The organism is Amycolatopsis nigrescens CSC17Ta-90, from assembly GCF_000384315.1.
GTDB classification, from domain to species: Bacteria; Actinomycetota; Actinomycetes; order Mycobacteriales; family Pseudonocardiaceae; genus Amycolatopsis; species Amycolatopsis nigrescens.
Window position 1 is genome coordinate 1,124,656 of record NZ_ARVW01000001.1, and the last position, 17,048, is coordinate 1,141,703.

The 17,048-nt window shown below is 70.7% G+C and carries 12 protein-coding genes; 2 read left to right on the forward strand and 10 right to left on the reverse strand.

What is annotated here, in order from left to right:
- Positions 1–4: 4 nt before the first annotated feature.
- Genes AMYNI_RS0105195 through AMYNI_RS0105205 form a run of 3 tightly spaced genes read right to left on the reverse strand, consistent with a single transcriptional unit; the run spans position 5 to position 5,081 of the window.
- Positions 5–1,411 carry a family 2B encapsulin nanocompartment shell protein gene (locus tag AMYNI_RS0105195; protein WP_020666923.1) on the reverse strand — a complete coding sequence of 469 codons (1,407 nt, stop codon included), beginning with the start codon at positions 1,409–1,411 and terminating at the stop codon, positions 5–7.
- A complete protein-coding gene (locus tag AMYNI_RS0105200) occupies positions 1,408–3,657 on the reverse strand; it encodes a terpene synthase family protein (protein WP_020666924.1) in 2,250 nt (749 codons plus the stop codon). The genes AMYNI_RS0105195 and AMYNI_RS0105200 overlap by 4 nt, the downstream gene beginning before the upstream one ends.
- A gap of 5 nt (positions 3,658–3,662) precedes the next feature.
- The gene (locus tag AMYNI_RS0105205; protein WP_026360076.1) at positions 3,663–5,081 is read right to left on the reverse strand and encodes a family 2B encapsulin nanocompartment shell protein; all 1,419 of its coding nucleotides are present in this window, start codon (positions 5,079–5,081) and stop codon (positions 3,663–3,665) included.
- A 728-nt stretch (positions 5,082–5,809) separates the two neighbouring features.
- On the opposite strand from AMYNI_RS0105205, the gene AMYNI_RS0105210 reads away from it, so the two are divergent.
- Positions 5,810–6,568 carry a bestrophin-like domain gene (locus AMYNI_RS0105210; protein ID WP_020666926.1) on the forward strand — a complete coding sequence of 253 codons (759 nt, stop codon included), beginning with the start codon at positions 5,810–5,812 and terminating at the stop codon, positions 6,566–6,568.
- Between the two features lie 5 nt (positions 6,569–6,573).
- Positions 6,574–7,737 (forward strand): DUF6923 family protein, encoded by a 1,164-nt coding sequence (locus AMYNI_RS0105215; RefSeq protein ID WP_051116271.1) that lies wholly within the window; start codon positions 6,574–6,576, stop codon positions 7,735–7,737.
- 10 nt (positions 7,738–7,747) lie between these two features.
- Here AMYNI_RS0105215 and AMYNI_RS0105220 read toward each other — a convergent pair whose 3' ends face one another.
- The 7 genes from AMYNI_RS0105220 to AMYNI_RS0105250 all read right to left on the reverse strand — a co-directional run bounded on the left by AMYNI_RS0105220 (position 7,748) and on the right by AMYNI_RS0105250 (position 16,987).
- On the reverse strand, positions 7,748–8,128 hold the full coding sequence (locus AMYNI_RS0105220) for a CU044_2847 family protein (protein ID WP_020666927.1): 381 nt from the start codon (positions 8,126–8,128) through the stop codon (positions 7,748–7,750).
- Positions 8,129–8,144: 16 nt separating this feature from the next.
- The gene (locus AMYNI_RS0105225; RefSeq protein ID WP_245573873.1) at positions 8,145–9,464 is read right to left on the reverse strand and encodes an ABC transporter substrate-binding protein; all 1,320 of its coding nucleotides are present in this window, start codon (positions 9,462–9,464) and stop codon (positions 8,145–8,147) included.
- Entirely contained in the window at positions 9,461–10,573 is a 1,113-nt protein-coding gene (locus tag AMYNI_RS0105230; RefSeq protein ID WP_020666929.1) for a hypothetical protein, read from the reverse strand. The genes AMYNI_RS0105225 and AMYNI_RS0105230 overlap by 4 nt, the downstream gene beginning before the upstream one ends.
- Positions 10,570–11,976 carry a VWA domain-containing protein gene (locus AMYNI_RS0105235; RefSeq protein ID WP_020666930.1) on the reverse strand — a complete coding sequence of 469 codons (1,407 nt, stop codon included), beginning with the start codon at positions 11,974–11,976 and terminating at the stop codon, positions 10,570–10,572. Before AMYNI_RS0105235 ends, AMYNI_RS0105230 begins: the two co-directional genes overlap by 4 nt.
- Before the next feature lie 12 nt (positions 11,977–11,988).
- On the reverse strand, positions 11,989–14,244 hold the full coding sequence (locus AMYNI_RS0105240; protein WP_020666931.1) for a serine/threonine-protein kinase: 2,256 nt from the start codon (positions 14,242–14,244) through the stop codon (positions 11,989–11,991).
- Positions 14,241–15,824: a S1 family peptidase gene (locus tag AMYNI_RS0105245; protein ID WP_157357256.1), complete on the reverse strand. Its 1,584-nt coding sequence runs from the start codon at positions 15,822–15,824 to the stop codon at positions 14,241–14,243. The genes AMYNI_RS0105240 and AMYNI_RS0105245 overlap by 4 nt, the downstream gene beginning before the upstream one ends.
- Positions 15,825–15,976: 152 nt before the next feature.
- Complete coding sequence (locus tag AMYNI_RS0105250) at positions 15,977–16,987, reverse strand: AraC family transcriptional regulator (protein WP_020666933.1); 1,011 nt, start codon at positions 16,985–16,987, stop codon at positions 15,977–15,979.
- Positions 16,988–17,048: the final 61 nt, after the last annotated feature.

The following is a 17,048-nucleotide window of genomic DNA, read 5'->3' on the forward strand; positions in this document are numbered from 1 at the left end:
CCCCTCAACGACCGATTTCGACGTTCTCCAGCACTCCGAGCGCATCCGGCACCAGCACCGCCGCGGAGTAGAAGGCACTGGCCACATAGGACACGATCGCGCGGTCGTCGATGCCGCCGAAGCGCACCGAGAGCCCTGGCTCGTACTCGTCCGGCATGCCGGTCTGGTGCAGGCCGACCACTCCGTGGTCCTCCACTCCGGTGCGGAACGCCAGTATCGAGCTGGTGCCGGTGGCGCTGATCGGGATCTTGTTGCAGGGCAGCATCGGAACCCCGCGCCAAGCCTGCATCTGCCTGCCCTCGAACTCCACAGTGGACGGATAGACACCGCGCCCGGAACACTCCCTGCCGAAGGCCGCGATGGTGCGCGGGTGGGCGATGAAACACCGGGTCTTGCGCCGGCGGCAGAGCAGCTCGTCCAGATCGTCCGGGGTGGGCGGTCCGGTCCTGGTGTACAGCCGCTGGGCGAGGTCGGCGTTGTGCAGCAGACCGAAGTCCGTGTTGTTGACCAGTTCGTGCTCCTGCCGCTCCCGCAGCGCCTGCACGGTCAGCCGCAGCTGCTCGTCGAGTTGGTTCATCGGCTGGTTGTAGAGGTCGGCCACCCTGGTGTGCAGCCGGAGCACGGTCTGCGCCAAGCTCAGCTCGTACTCGCGCGGCTTGATCTCGTAGTCCGCGAAGGTGGCGGGCAGGTCGACCTCGCCGTCGTGCCCGGCGGCCAGTGCGATATCGGCCTCACCAGACTTGTTGCTCGGCGGCTTCCGCCCGGAGGCCAATGCCTGGATGTGCTGGCGCAGCGGCACCGACTGCCCGTTCATCTCCTGGAAGGCGTTGCCCGGCAAAGAAAGCAGGATGCACGGGGTGTTCGCCTTGATGGTGAACTCCCAGCTCCCACCCTGGCCGGCGAGCAGTTGCTCACCGAAGTACTGGCCGTCACCGAGCACCCCGAGCACGTTCTGGCCGCCGTACTCGCCGGCCCCCAGCTTGGTCACCTTCCCGTGCGCGATGAGCACCAGCTCCTCGGCCGGTTCACCGGCACGGACCAGCACCTCGCCCGCCTCCGCGGTGCGCTGCTCGAACCGGCCGGCCAATGCGGCTAGCGCCTCCTCGTCCTCGAAACCCCGCAGCAGCGGCAGTTCGGCGAGCTCCTGCGGGACGACCCGCACCTGGTCGCCTTCGGACAGGAAACTGACCCGGCCGTCGCCGACGACATAGCTCAGCCGCCGGTTGACCCGGTAGGTACCGGAGGACGCCTCGACCCAGGGCAGCACCCGCAACAGCCAGCGCGGCGTGATGCCCTGCATCATCGGCGGGGTCTTGGTCGTGGTCGCCAGGTTCCGCGCGGCCGCGGTGGTCAGGCTGGACGGTTGCGCCGGGGCGTCACTGCCCGGCTGTTCCAGATCGGTCAAAGTCACCTTGCACCCCAACTGCTCTCGAAGTTCCTGTTCAGCAATGCGCCGATTCGGGTGATCTCAGTGCCCAGCCCGCTCGGTGCGCCGACGAGGCCGGGTAGCCGCGCGTCCGGCGGCCGTGGTTCGCGGTAGCGGCCGGACGTCGACTCCCACAGCAGGTCACCGGCAAGCCAGTCCTGCAGGCCGCGGACGTAGGCCCCGAGGTGCGTGTTCGCGACCTCGTCCAGCCCGAACCGCTGCCCGAGCCCGGGCAGCTCCCGCGCGGCCACCTCTTGGAACTGGCGCAGCCGCGAGGAGACCAGGTCGTTCAGGATGTGCGCAGCCCGCGCCGGATCGAGGTCGAAGAACTTCCGCACGACCACGACCCCGTTGTTGATGCCGCCTTCGGTACCGGCCTCCTTCGGGTAGGAGATGATGTCGTTGCGCAGCGCCGAAGTGTCGGCGAAGGTGTCCGCCAGCGTGCGCATCGGCGCCGAGTCGAACAGTTCCGCCGGCAGCGCGGTACCCAGTGCGTGCCGGACGAGCAGCAGGGAGAACCGCGCGCCCGCGGTTTTGCGGCGCATCTCCAGCAGATCCACCGGGTCCGGCACGCGGTTCTGCGCGACGTTGGCGAGCTCCCACAGCATGCCGCGGGCGAACTCCATCAGCCCGGCGGCGAACTCCCGCCGCAGGTCCTCGGGCATCCCGGCCACCGTGCGCGGCCACAGGTCCGCCAGTCCCCACTCCACCGGGTTCTCCGGCGCCGGCGTGGCAGAGACGTCGGGGACGTCGGTGTCCTCCACCGGCATGAACTCCGCGAGCCGCTCCACGAACACCCGTGCCCCGGCCTGGTCTCCGGTGCGTTCGAAGGTGGCGGCGAACAGGTCGTCCAGGAAGAAACGCCAGACGTGCCAGTCGACGACCAGTTCCAGTGCCGCACCCGGCACCCGGGGATGGGTCAGCGCGCCGAACCGGCCGAAGTCCATCGCGTCGAACGCCGGCGTGCTCCAGATCCCGGTGTCCAGCATGCCCAGCTCATCGGCCCATGCCTTGGCCCGGCCCCGCGCGGCCGCCAGTCCCGGGTTCGTCCTGGCCCGGAAGGGCATGGTGAACTCCGGCCGCGGGAAGTCGTGATCACTACCGGGCAAGGGAAACGGGCGGCTGTGCACGATCCGGTGCTGCAAGGCGCTGCGGGCCGAACGCAGCCGCGCCGCGCCGGCCCCGAGACCCGTCGGCCCGGTCGGCCCCTGCGTCCCGGGCTGCCCGTCGTTCATGTAGCGGCCCGCCCGCAGATGCCACTCGTGCCCGCCGGACTGCCAGTCCTGCAGCCCCTGCACGTACTTGAGCACGTTCAGCCGGTCCTCCGGGGCGAGACCGTATTCCTCGAACATCGGCGCCAGTTCGGTGAGCGCGGTGTTCTCGAACTGGTGCAGCCTGGAGGTCAGCAGGTCGTTGGTCACGTTCGCGGCCCGCTGCGGATCGATGTCCAGGAACCGCTCCAGCACCAGCACCCCGTTGTTGAGCTCGCCCTCCACCTCCGTTTCCCGTTGGTAGGACATGATGTCGTTGCGCAGGTGCACCCCGTCGGCGAAGGTGTCCTTCAGTACTCGCATCGGCCGGGTGCCCGCGACGGCGGCCGGTACCTCCGCCCCGTTGGCGACCTCGACCAGATCCGCCGACCACGGGGCGCCGCCCACCCGCCGGCGCATCTGGATGTACTCCACCGGGTTCGGCACCCGGCCCCTGGTGATGTTGGCGAGCTCCCACTGGGATTCCACCAGCAGGTTGTGCGTGCTCTCCGCGAACCGGTGCCGCCACGCCAGCGAGCGGGCCGGCACCGTGCGCGCCCACAGGTCGGCCAGCCCGCGTTCCACCGGGTTGCCCGGCTCGGGCGGCCGCTCCCCCGGCTGCCCCGGCTTCACCGGCATGAAGCGGGCCAGCCGGTCCAGATACTCCTTCGCCCCGGCCACGTCACCGGTTCGCTTGTAGACCTTCAGGAAATGGTCGTCGAAATAGAAGACCCAGACGTACCAGTCGGTGATCAGGTCGAGCACCGGGGCCGGCGCGTCGGGATGGGTGTAGGCGCACAGCAGCGCGTAGTCATCGGAGTCGAGGTCCTCCTCGGTCCAGATCACCGTGCCGTGCTGCGGCACGTCCAGCATGTCCATCCCGTGCGCCCACGCCTTGGTGTGCGCCCGCGCCGCCGCCAGGTTCGGGTTCAACCGCGCCGGGTGCGGCAGGTAGAACTCGGGCAGCTGATACGGCTGCATGAAACTCAGCCTTCCCGGCCGATCTCGACGTTCTCCAGCACCGCCAGCGCGTCCGGCACCAGCACCGCGGCCGAGTAGTAGGCGCTGACCAGGTAGGAGATGATCGCCTTCTCGTTGATGCCCATGAACCGGACGGACAGGCCGGGCTGGTACTCGTCCGGCAGCCCGACCTGGTGCAGGCCCACCACGCCCTGGCTCGCCTCGCCGGTGCGCATCAGCATGATCGAGGTGGTCCTCGTCTTGCTCACCTCGAGCTTGTTGCAGGGCAGCAGCGGAATCCCGCGCCACGACGGCACCTGGTGTCCATTGTGGTCGATGCTCTGCGGGTAGATGCCGCGTTTGCTGCACTCCTGGCCGAAGGCGGCGATGGCCCGCGGATGGGCCAGGAAGAACGCGGGATCCTTCCACACCAGTGCGAGCAGGTCGTCCAGATCGTCCGGGGTCGGCGGGCCGGCCCTGGTCGGCGTCCGGTGCGCCAGGTCCGCGTTGTGCAGCAGGCCGAAGTCCTTGTTGTTGACCAGCTCGTTCTCCTGCCGCTCACGCAGGGCTTCGATGGTCAGCCGCAGCTGCTGCTCGACCTGGTCCATCGGCTGGTTGTAGAGGTCGGCCACCCTGGTGTGCACCCGCAGCACGGTCTGCGCCACGCTCAGCTCGTACTCGCGCGGCGCGAGCTCGTAGTCCACGAAGGTGCTGGGCAGCGCGAACTCGCCCTCGTGCCCGGCCGCGACCGCGATTTCCGCTTCACCGTGCGGGTTCGACAGCGGTGTCTCACTGGACCTGGCCTGGTCGATCTGCGCCTGCAAGGTCTCCGAGTTGTCCAGGATCTGCTCGAAGTCCCGCCGTGCCAAGGAAAGCACGGTGCACGGGGTGACCGCCTTGATGGTGTACTCCCAGATGCCGTCCGCGTCGAGCAGCACCTGCTCCCCGAAGTAGGCGCCGTTGGCGAGGGTGGCCAGCACCGTCCGGTCGCCGTACTCGCCGGTGCCGATCTTGTTCACCTTGCCGTGCGCGAGCAGGTAGACCTGGTCCGCGCGGTGCCCGAACTCGGCCAGCACCTCGCCGGCCTCGACCTCCCGCTGGCTGAACCGGCCTGCCAGCTCGGTCAGCACCTCCTCGTCCTCGTACCCGCGCAGCGGCCCCAGTTCGCCCAGTTCCGGTGGGATGACCTGAACCTCGCCACCGGCGATCGAGAAGGACACCCGGCCGTCGCCGACCGCGTAGGTGAGCCGCCGGTTCACCCGGTAGGCGCCACCGGAGGCCTGCACCCAGGGCAGCATGCGCAGCAGCCAGCGCGAGGTGATCCCCTGCATCTGCGGTACGGACTTGGTCGTGGTCGCCAGGTTGCGCGCCGCTGCCCGGCCAAGGCTCTGCGGCTGTTCGCCCTCTACACCGAAATCAGATTCCCTGGACTCCGTCACAGTCACGACACAAACCACCAATCGTCAGTCTAAATCGAGCGAGAAAGTATGATCAAGAAATAGTTTCAACGATGGCTAGAGGCACTTTGCACCGGCCATGGACTTCGATCGGGCCGCCGCGATTTGCGACGCTAGCACCGCCGTACAGTGGCCGTACAGTCACCCGAACGTGCCTACGGGATAACACCTGTTTAGCCGTGCTGGCCGCGTTCCGCGCACTCAATGCCGTGGCCGAAGCGAGACCCAAAGTAGACCTCGCCGCTTTGCCACTCACCCGTGTTCCGTAACCGCGCCACGAGCAGCGCAGGGAACATCCGGCCGGGTTACGCCGACCGGGGACCGTCACCCTGGTAGCTCGGAACCCATTGTCACAAAAGGGCTTCGGACGCCACTGACGGGGTGATGACTTCTCGTGACCTGGCCGTGCCCCCGGTTGGCCCAACGAGGTAACACGGCGTGCCCATGGCGCGAAGGTCGCCCGGCAATCGGGTCCGCAGCGAACTCGCCAATACTCCAAAGCAGTGATTAACCCTATTATTGGAAAGGCCAGACGAATGAAACCCCAAAATTCACCTTGTGAGCTGACGGTCTCGGTCGCTAACTTGGCCCGGTCGGCCACTGGCGGGTTATCCGGAAATCAAAACGTCCCCCATGAAGGTAATTGACGAACAGCGTCCGATATCCGACCAGGGGCGACCACCTCCTTGGTGTGCGGTCCCCCGAAAGGACGTACTTTGAACCTTTACCTGAGCGGGCTGCTGTGGGTGGCGGGTGCGGCCGCCGTGGGCGGGCTGACGGCCTACCTGGTCCGCCGTTTCGGCCTGGACGAGGGCAGGCCGGACAACAACGACGCGGCGGGCCAGGTCTTCACCATCATCAGCGGACTGCACGCGGTGCTGATGGCGTTCGTGCTGATCTCCCTGTTCGACGGGGCGAACGCGGTGGAGGAGGGGTCCTACGCCGAGGCGGACAGCCTGGTCGCCGCGACCTGGGCGGCGGAATCGCTGCCGGCCGACGTCGGCGCCAGGATGCGTGAGCTCAGCGCCGCCTACGCCGGCACCGTCGCCGAGCAGGAGTGGCCGCAGATGCGCGCCGGCGACGAGGTGACCAGCCCGGGCTGGGACCAGCTGAACGAGCTGCGTGCGGTGGTGGCGGGCGCCGAGGTGACCGACGACTGGCAGGAGAGCCGCAAGGAGGAGGCCACCGACCAGCTGTGGCAGCTGTACCAGGAGCGTGAGGCGAGGCTGACCGGCGTGCACGGCGAGCTGAACGCGGTGCTCTGGTTCGCGCTGATCCTCGGCGGCGTGATCTCCACTCTGCTGCCGAACCTGTTCGGCGGCACCAAGCTGCTCACCCACGTGATCATCGTGTCCACCCTTGCCGGCACCATCACCCTGCTGCTGTTCGCGATCTACCAGCTGCAGAACCCGTTCGCCGGCGGCGCCGCGGTGGATCCGGACGCGTTCACCGCCGCGGCGGAAAGACTGCGCTGAGCGCCATGCCGTGCCGCCCCGTCCCCCGGCTGCTCGCCACCGTCGTCCTGCTCGCGCTCTCCGCACCGACGGCGCCGGCAGCAGCAGCGTCGGTGCAGGCCGGCTGCGTCGCACTCCAGGTGAGCAGCACGCGGTCCCACGGCACCTCGACGCTGACCCGCGTCGAGTTCCCCGGCGGCGCGGGTGTCCCGCTCGGCGACCTCGGCTACCAGGTGAACGCGCTGGGGTACTCGGCCGCGCAGCGGATCGCATACGGCATCGCGTCCGGGGGCCGGAAGGGCCGGTTCTCCGACGGCGGGCACGTGGTCGCCGTCGATGTCACCGGCCACGTCACCGACCTCGGCCCGGTGCCGGGCCGGCACGGTGTGCTCACCGACGCGGTCGCCGGCGCCGTCAACGGCGGCGACTGGTACCTCCGCGACCGCGCCCGTCTGTACACAGTGGACATACGTCCGGGCAGTCCGACATATCTGAAGATCGTCCGGACTGTCTCGCTCAGCCCGAAGGTGCTCGCCGACCAGGTGGACGACTTCGACTTCGATCCAAGGGACGGCGGGCTCTACGGGGTGGCGCATGCCTTCCACGACGAGGGCAAGGTGGTCCGGATCGACCCGGCGACCGGGCGGCTGAGCCGCACCGCGCTGCCAAGGGTGCCCGCCGGTGGCTCGTTCGGCTCGGTGGTGCTCGCGCCAGGTGGCGACCTCTACGTACTGGCCAACCGGAGCGGGCAGCACAGCCGGTGGTACCGGGTCGGCCAGGCCGACCCGGTCGCCACCGGACCGGCGCTGGCAAACTCGGACGTGGCCGGCTGCTTCACCGGCCCGCCGCCACCGGAGCCGCCGAAGCCCCCGCCGCCCCAGACACCGCCCGCACCACCACCGGCTCCGGCACCGCCCCCGGTGACGACGCCGCCCCCGGCGTCACCACCGGCCAGTACACCGGCTCCGGCGCCCACCCCGGTCCCACCCGGCCCCGGGGTCGTGCCCGTGGTGCCGAAGCCACCCGGCCCGCCGCCCCCGCCGAGCAGGAAACGGGCCCAGCAGCGCGCCGCCGAAGCCGCCGCCGAGCGGAAGAACCAGACCGAGGAGAAACGGCGCTGGGGACTGACCGTGCTGCTGATGGCCCTCGGTGCCGGCGCCGCCGCCCGCCGCGCCTCCCGCGGCCGCTAACCCCCGCGTGTCATGCGCGCGTGTCCGCAGCCTGCGCGGCCTCTTCCTCGGCTGCGGCCCGCCCCTCGCGCGCCGGGTCGCGCACCCACTTGAGCTTGATCTCGAACTGGCCCTGCAGCCCGGTCTTCGCGATCACCGCACCGATCTGGGCGTCCAGCTTCACGCCGAACTTGAGCTCCACCTCGTCCGGCCGCTGCACCATCGACCGGAACTGACCGAGCGCGGCGGACGCGGCGTCGCGCACCTCGCCCAGCGCGAGCTCGAAGGACTCACCCGCCTGCCGGATGACCGCACCGGACTTGCCAGCCGCGCGGGCCACCCCCGGCTGCTCCTCGACCTCGACGGACACCGACCCGCCGCCCTCCAGCTCGAACTTCGCGTACTCCGCCACGCCTTCTCCTCGCTCCTCATCGTCCACAAGGGACACTGAACCGGTCCTCCTGCCGGATCGACCCGCGCACCCTGTCCAGGCCGTCCAGCAGGGTGCCCAGCAGCGCCGGGTCGCCGAGATACTCCAGTACCGCCCGGTAGAACGCGTCGCTCATGGTGGCCGGCATCAGGTCCGACGCGTCGAAGCACAACACGCCCGGCGCGGTCAGCGCCTCCGCGATCCTGGTGCTCACCGGGTCCTGATAGGCGTTCTGCGCCAGCAGCTTCTTGTTCGCCGAGAAGGCACCGGGCGGCGGCCACACCCGCTCGGCTCCGTCGCGGACGAGCTGCCCCTCGTCACTGGCGAGGTACTCCATCAGCCGCCGGGCCCGGTCACTCGGCTGGAACACGGCGGCCAGGTCGGCCGCCACCTCGGCGCGCGGCTCGGCGGAGCCGAACACCGGGAACCGGAAGAAGTCGAAGTCGCGTCCCGGCCGCGGGGGCTCGGTGCGCGGCCCGGCCTTCTGGTAGTCCGCCATGATGAACGAGGCCTGGTGCTCCAGCACGCAGCCGGGTGGGCTGGTGAACATCGCCTTGCCGGCGTCGTTGTACTCGGTGAGCAGTGCGGCGGTGCGGCCGCCGCGGACCGAACCCGGGGTGGCCACGATCTGGCCCCAGGTCGTCCAGGCGCGCTCGACCTCCGGCGAGGTCCAGGCCAGCTCACCGGCCGCCCACCGCCGGTACACCTCGGGGCCGGACTGCTGGAGCAGGATGTCCTCGATCCAGTCGGTACCCGGCCAGCCCGAGGTGCTTGCCGCGCCCATGCCGAGGCACCACGGCTGCTTCCCGGCGGCACGCACCCCGGCCCCGGCGTCGAGCAGTTCGTCCCAGGTGAGCGGACGACGGTCGAACTGGGCCGGGTTGTACCAGACGAGGCTCTTCAGCGTGGTTTTCACCGGCACCGCGTAGAGCTGGTCCGTGCCCGCCTTCTGCAACTGGAGCCACTGCGCGCTGTAGGACTCCTCGGGCCGCTCCCCCAGCACCCCGCCCACCGGGCGCACGTCCCCGCTGCGCACGTACTTCGCCAGCTCGCCGGGGCTGGGCAGCACCGCGATGTCCGGCGGTTGCCCCTTCTGCACGTCGGACAGCAGGACCTGGTTGAGCGCGCGGGTGCCGGTGTAGTTCACCCTGATCCCGGTCTTCTCGGAGAACCCGTCGAGCACCTTCCGGAAAGCGGACTCCTCGTCGCCGGTCCAGGAGGCCAGCACGGTGAGTTCGCCGGCCCCGCCGGTCGCCGTGCAGGCACCGGCCAGCGCCGCGATCGACACCAGCACGCTCAGCATCCGGTTCGCTCTCATGTCGCCCCGTATCTGTACTCGTCGATGCGCTTGTGCAGGGCCAGCAGGATCAGCGCGGCCACCGCGAGCGCGGCCAGCAGCATGAGGTACTCCAGCAGGCCGCCCCGGTCGGCCACGAGCAGCTGCTCGTTGACCAGCTTGGTGCCGCTCAGCCCGCCCGTCACCGCGGGCCGGTCGCCCGCCACCGGCGGCAGGCCGGCGAGGAAGGCGTCCACGGTGTCCCCGCAGGTGTCCTGGCCCGGCGCCCCGCACTGGGTCCGGATCACCGCGGCGAGGGACTGCCGCCCCTCGGCCGCGATCTGGTCGGTCTGCGCCCGCCACTGCGTCACCACCTGGTCCAGGGTCCGGCCCGCGGTGTCCGCCTGGGTGTCCGAAACGAAGACCATCGAGGCCGCCGTGGCCAGCAGGATCAGCAGCACGGAAGCGGCCACCAGCGCCGGGCTGACCCGGCGCCGGAATCGTTTGCGCAGGAAGACCTGGGTGAGCACGAGCAGGCCGAGCAGGAGCCCGATCGGCACCAGCCATGCCGAGGCGCTCCACGGCGCCAGCCAGCCGCCGGAAAGCTGCCTGGCCAGTGCCTCCCGCTGCAGCCGGTCCAGGGTGTCCAGCTGCGCCAGGATTCCGGAGTCCGCCGTGTGCACCAGCCGGGCCGCGTACCAGAGGTCGGTGACGCCGATGGCGGTCGCACCCGACTGGCGGAAGTGCGCGTCGGCCTGGCCGACCCAGCCGGTGTAGGAGGCGAGCTGGCCCTGCACGACCTGAAGCACGCGGCTGCCGGTCTCCCCGGCCGCGTTGTGCTCGGCGACGGCGGCCAGGCTCTGCCCGGCGATCGCGATCTGGTTCTGGAACCGCTCGCCCGGTCCGACCAGCTGCACCTGCCCGGTTCGGAAGCCGGCCATAGCCGCGTTGTCGGCCTGTGCGACAGCCGACCGTGCCGCGGCCACGTCGAGCACCGCGGGCGCGGTCCGCGCACCGGCGTCCCGGACCGTCGCCTGCGCCCTGGTGAACGCGAACAGCGAGGTGACCAGCACGATCGCGGTGAGCATCAGCAGCGCGGACCGCAGCCGCAGCAGGTCGCGCCGGGTGGTGCTGCGCGGCCGGCCGGTCATGAGCCCTCCGCCGGGAACCGCTCGCCACAGCTCACGCAGACCATCGAGCCCGGCGGCGAAACCCAGGCGCAGACCACGCAGACGCACTCCGCGCCGACGGCGAGCTCCGGCACCACCTTGTCCTGCCCGCTACCGAAGCCCGAGAGGTTCGATCCCAGCACCGCGGAGAACAGGTCGCGGCGGCGCAGGTCGTCCCGCAGCCGCACCCGGCCCGCGGCCGCGTCCTCCACGTCCACCAGCCGGCGCAACCGCCGGAGGATCTCCTCGTTGCCGAGGCCGGTGGCCAGCCGGACGGCGGTGCCCCATTCCGCCGCCGCTGCCGCCCTGTCCTGCTGTTCGAAGGCGTCCCAGCCGGCCCGCACCGCGTGCCCGAGGTCCTGTTGCACGGTGTGGCGCTCCACCCTGGGATCGGGCCGGCTGAACAGCACGACGTCCTCGGTGACGTGCCCGACGACCGGTACCGGCCCGGCTTCGTCCCAGCGGTCGCCGGTGGCCAGTTCCACCTTGCCCAGCTGGAAGTCCTCGCCCATCGGCCGGCCCGGCAGCCGCACCTCGAGGCACAGGTGGTACTCGCGGTCCTCCGCGGCCCAGGGACCGGTCGTCAGCTCGTAGGTACGCGGGCCCGTCTGCACGCACCGCTCGGTCAGGTCCACCACGGACGGGTGGACCTGCTTGACGAACCTCAGCTCGGTGAACGGCATGGTGGTGATCCTCAGCCGCAGCTCCGGCACCACCTTGCGCATCGCGTTCCCGATCATCTTCCGGAAGTCCGCGGCCAGCTCGGCCTCGTCCACCACGGCATCCGCGCTGCCCTGCAACGCGACCGCGATCCGCTCCAGCTCGCCGACGTCCCAGTCGTCGCCGATTCCCCTGGCGTCGCAGACGAAACGCCCGGCGCAGGACGCCAGCACCGCGGCCAGGTCCGCTTCGGACTCGAACTCGTTGCGGCCGTCGGTGAGCAGCACCGCGTGCCGGACCGCGTCCGGATGCCGGTCCAGCAGCTGTCCGGCCAGCGCCAGCCAGCGGCCGATCGCGGTCTGCCCGCTGGCGATCAGCCCGGCCACGGCCGCCTTGGCCGCCGCCCTGGTCTCCGGGCCGGCCGGCACCAGCCGCGGCCCGTCCGGGTAAACCATGGTCGCGTGCAGGGTTCCCTGCACCACGCCGAAGAACACGCCGTCCCGCAGGGTGTCGATGGCCGCCCTGGTCGCCCTCCTGGCCGCGTCGATCTTGGTCGGCGGCCAGTCCATCGAGCTGGAGCAGTCGACCAGCAGCACCTCCGCCGCCTCGGCGGCGACCCCGCCGCCGGTGCCCGTGACGGTCAGCACCGCGTCCATCACCTTGTCCGAAGTGGACAGATACTTGTTCTGGCTCAGCTCGAGCCGGAATTCGGGCCTCTCCGCCACGTCACCGTCCCCTCACCTGAAGGTCTTCGGCCGCACCGAGTTCGCCCGGTCGACCAGTACGCCGTGCTCCTGCTCGTCGCGGGCGTGGCCGGCCAGCTTGCGGAAGGACTGCGCCAGCAGCAGCCGGAGCCCCTGCTCGTGCACCGGGTCGCCGAGTACCGGCCCGCCGTCGGGCCCGCCGCGCCCGGCCGACAGCAGGTCGAGCGCGGTCTCCCGGACCACCGTGGTGAGCCGATCCCGGAACTGGCCCTCCGGGTCACCGCCGTCCAGGTACAGCTCGGGTAGCAGGCGGGCCGCCGCGGCGAGGTCGGCCGCGGTCGGCGGCCCGGAAGGCAATGCCGCGACGTGGATCCGGACCACCGCCACCTTCGCCGCGTCGTAATGGCGGGACACCTGCGGCACCTGGTCCAGGATGGCGGTCGCCGCCAGGCGGTCATCCCGGCGCGGACCGCGCAGCCGCAGCCTCGCCAGGCCGAACGCGGCGCTGACCTGTGCGTGGTCGCGCCGCCAGACCGCCTGGTAGCAGTTCCAGGCGTCCATGACGGTCCCAGCGCCCCCGGTCCGAGGTCCGAGGTGCTCGAAGCAGAAACCCAGCGCCAGCTTGGGTGCGTCTTCGCCGGGCAGCGCGTCATAGACCCGTTGGAAGGCATGCGACGCGTCTTCGGCGTTGCTCTTGGCCAGCGCCAGCAACCCGTAATGCCACTGCAGCCGCCAGTCGTGCGAAGCCGTCGCGCCGAGCAGCAGCCCGGCCCGGTGTAGGGACTTCACCACCTCGGCGAGCTCGTTCAGCTCCAGGTACGCGCGGGTCCTGGCGAACTCGACCTCCACCGAGGAGCCCTCGAAGGTGGCCAGCTTGTCCAGCAGCCGTCCCGGGTTCGTCGCGGCGGTCGCCTCCAGGAAGGGCGCGGCCGGGTCGTTCCGGTCGCTCCACGGCACGGGCAGCCGGGTGGCGGCCTCGGCCGGCGTGGGCAACCCGTCGTGAAACCGCGGAAAACTCGGCACCGGTTCACCGCGGGTCCAGCGCTCCAGGCCGGGGATCGAGCCGAGCCCGGAGTCGAGCAGTTCGGCGGTGCCCTCGAAATTCCCGGACGGGGCCGGCCGGGGCACCCCGTCCCGCAGCGACAGGATCTCGCGCCGCACCCCGTCGAGTTGCTCGGCCATCTCGGCGACGGACGCGAACCGCTGCGGGAACTCGGCCACCGCGCGGTCGAGCAACCGCTCGAAGGACCGCACGCCGAACGAGACGTCCGGGCCGCCTGGCTCCTCACCAGCGACGTCGAGCATCTCCCGCAGGGTCCTGCCCACCGTGTGGATGTCCGAGCGCACGGTCAGCCCGTACCTGGCGATCTCCGTGTCCTCCACCCGGTAGCGCCTGGTGCCGATGGACCTGCTCCGCGGCCCGCCGAGCGGCCTGGCCGCGCCGAGGTCGATCACCTTGAGCCGCTTGCCGCCGTGGATCACGTTGTCCGGCTTCATGTCGCAGTACAGCAGGCCTTCGCCGTGCAGGTAGTCCAGCGCGGACAGGATGGCGTGGGCGTAGGTGACCACGTGCTCGACCCGCAGCCCGGCCGGATCGTCGTGGATTTCGCGCAGGGTCTTGCCGCCCACGTACTCCATCACGATGTAGTCGTCGGGCTCGCCGCCACCGGGGTCGGGGTGGCTGACGAAGTTGACGATCCGCACGATGTTCGGGTGGTCCAGCCGGGTCAGCACATCCCGTTCCACGCTCGCGATCTTCAGCGCCTGGGTGTCGGTCGGGTTGAGCACGCCCTTCAGCGCCACATACCGGCCGAGCTGCGTGTCCTCGGCGAGGTAGACCCAGCCGAGCCCGCCGTGCGCGAGCAGGCCGAGCACGTCGTACAGGTCGGCCACCCGCTCGCCGGTGCGCAGCTTGGGCCGGAAGGAAAACCGCGTGCCGCAGAACCCGCAGTACCCTTCGTCCAGCGCGGGCTGGCCGGCGAAGCCGCGGCCGACCGGCCGCCGGCACTCCGGGTTGCCGCAGTACTGGCTCTCCTCCGGGTAGCGCGCGTCGGAATGCAGGCCAGCCAAGGGGTCCGGCAGGTCCACCGGTGGCAGCAGGGCGAACTCGCCGGCGCCCCACGGATCTCCGTCCGGGGTCCGCCTGCTGCTCGCGGTGGTAGGCGCCGCCGCCAGGTATCCGGTGACCTCGGTGTCGGGCACTGGTTCGGCCGGCACCTTCCGCCGGCCGCAGACATCGCAGAAGCCCGTGCGGCCCACCGGCTCCCCGCAGCAGAGCAGTTCGGTCACCGGTCCACCCCCGTGCCGCCGTCCAGCCCGTCCAGCCGCTGCCGGACCAGCGCGAGGTACCGCCGCACCAGCGGTTCCGCCTGCGCGAGGTTCGCCGGCCTCGCCCCGAGCGCGCGCATCGCCGGCCGGTACGCCCCGGAAAGCTCCTCATCCTCCACCAGGCCGTGGTCGGCGGCCCGCGCGTTGTAGGCCCGCAACAGGCCGCGTAGCTCGTCGTATCTGGCTGTGGCCGCGGCCAGGTGGTCGTCGATCTCGTGCAGCGCGCGGGCGGCCCGTTCGGTCTTGCGCTCGGTGGAGGCCAGTGCGTCCCGCACCCTGCCCGGCTCCACCCCCGGGCCGGCGCCCGCCAGCGCGCGGACGCGCAGATGCAGGTCCGGGGCCAGCAGCGGAACTTCCGGCACGCCGGTCACGATCGAGACGGCGACCGCATGCCGCTCTCGTGCCGCGGTCTCCATCCGCTCGACCGCCGCCACCCTGGTGCGCAGCGCAGTCAGCCTGCTGTCGATCTCCTCGCGCTGCCAGCGCCGGACGATGCCCAGCACCGGCGAGTTCTCCTCGACGAACCGGAGCCCAACCTCGGTCCCGTTGTCCAGCAACGGTTTCACCACGTCGTTGAGCAGCACCTCCGGCTGCCTCGACTCGTCCACCCCGGTCACCTCGACGGTCACCGGGTCGGCCTGGTCTTCTTGGTCTGTTTGATTTTCGGGGGGCCGCCCGGGAGCACGGCTGATCTGGCTGCTGATCCGGGACTCGATGCCGTGGTGCACTTCGCCCGGCGTCAGCCCGGCCGCGTCCACGATCATCCGTCCGGGGGCCCGCGCCAGGTCCGGGCCGGGCGGCCCGCCGAGCAGCACCAGAATCCGGCCGAGCTGTACCGGTTCGAGATCCGGCCCGGTGCAGCGCTGCACCCGCCGGAAATACCGCACCACGGTGTCCACCGGGATCATCCAGGACAGCCCGGCGTCCTCGTCGGTGTGCTCAGCGACCTGGTACTTGCTGACCACCATGCCGACCACCGAGCCGGTGTGGTCGTCGATCACCGCGGCCCCGCTGAAACCGCGGCGGATGCGCTGGTCGCCAGGGGCCGAGTCGACCTGGACCCATTCCCCGTTCGGCCCCGTCGGCCCGGCCAGTGTCGCGTGCGCCCACACCACGTGCGAATAGCCGAGCGATTCCGGGAATCCGTAGGTGGACACGGCCCGGTTACGCGGAGCGGGCAGCCTGCGCAACGGCGCGCCCGTCACCCCCTGCGGTACCGATTCCAGTGCCAGCAACGCCAGATCGCCGCTTTCGTCCTCGTGCCGCGGCACCCAATGACCGGTCAGCACGGCGGCCTTCGTCGATGGAACCCCGGGCAGGCCGAGAAAGCTCACCACGACCGTCAGCCCCGGCAGGGAGAACTCCGCACCCGGCGGATATCCGGCGGCCGCGGTCACCACGTGCGCGCAGGTGAGCACCGTGCCATCGGCCAGCATCATGCCCGCGCCAACGGGTTTGTCCTCGGCCATGCCGCGAATGGCGACCGGCCAGGACTCCGCACCCCCTGCGTGGACAGCGGCGCCGCTGTCGTCAGCCCTCACTTTCCGGGACCCTACGGGCCGATTCCGCGGGAATGGGCGGACTCCTGGACAACCGCCGCCTCATGCTCCGAACATCACCCGTTCGGCGGCAGATCTTTCAGTGACACGAATTCTCGCACCGCGAAGAAAAGGGGAAATTCCTTGGCAGGAGATCATTTTTGACCGCCGGTGCGATAGGAACTCGGCGGACGGCCGGTCCACCGGGTGAAGGCGTGCGTGAAACTGGTCAGATCGGAGTAACCGAGGCGCTGCGCGACCTGGCCGACGCCGAGGCCGACCGTGCCGAGCAGCTCGATGGCCATCGTCTCGTGGATCTCCGCCTTCAGCGCACGGAACGAGGTGCCTTCGGCGGTGAGCCTGCGCCGCAGCGTCCGCACGTCCAGGTGCAGCCCGGCGGCGATCTGGTCCATCCGCACGCTCCGCGCCGGATGGGCGAGCAGTTCGGACCGCACCCGCGCGGCGGTGCCGGTCCTGGCCGAGCGGCCGTCCAGCAGGGCCTGGCAGTCCCGTTTGCAATTCCGCCAGGTGTGCTCGTCGGCCTGCGGCAGCGGGGTGCTCAGCAAGGCATGGTCGCCGGCGATCAGGTGCCGTGCGCCGCGGCCGGTGAACTCGGCTCCCGGCAGCAGTTCGGACAGCTTCGCCGCGCGAATGTCGTCCAGCGTGGTTTCGAACCGCACCTCGGGCAGGCCATCCACCAGCGCCGCGACCAGCGCGGCGATGGCCGCCAGGTCGCGCTCCACCAGCAGTTCGCGGACGTCTTCGGGCAGTTCGTCGTCGTGCAGCACCAGCGCCAGCTCACCGTTCGCGCGGACCAGCTCGGGACGGACGAAAGCGGTGGTCAGCTCGAAGTACCGCACTCCGACTTCGACCGCGTCACCCCAGGTGGGGCTGGTCAGCAGGGCGAACCCCCATACCCCGACCGCCTCGAGGGTGTAGTCACGACCGGCCTGCACACCGAGGCCAGGCTCGTTGCCGAGCCACCGCACCAGGTTGCGCGCGATGCCCAGCTCCTGACCGGCCTCGAGCCTGCCGTGTTCGGCCACGTCAGCGGGGGCGAGCCCGGTCCCGGCGAGGCACTGCCCGGCGGTGAGGCCGTGCGCCAGCCCGGTGCGCACCAGCAGCCGGGCGCCGACCGGGCCACGGGGAAAGTCCCAGCCAGGCATCCGCCCTCCGAGCGTGTCCGAAATAAACAGGTGACTGTCCGATTGAATCATGGTCCACCGC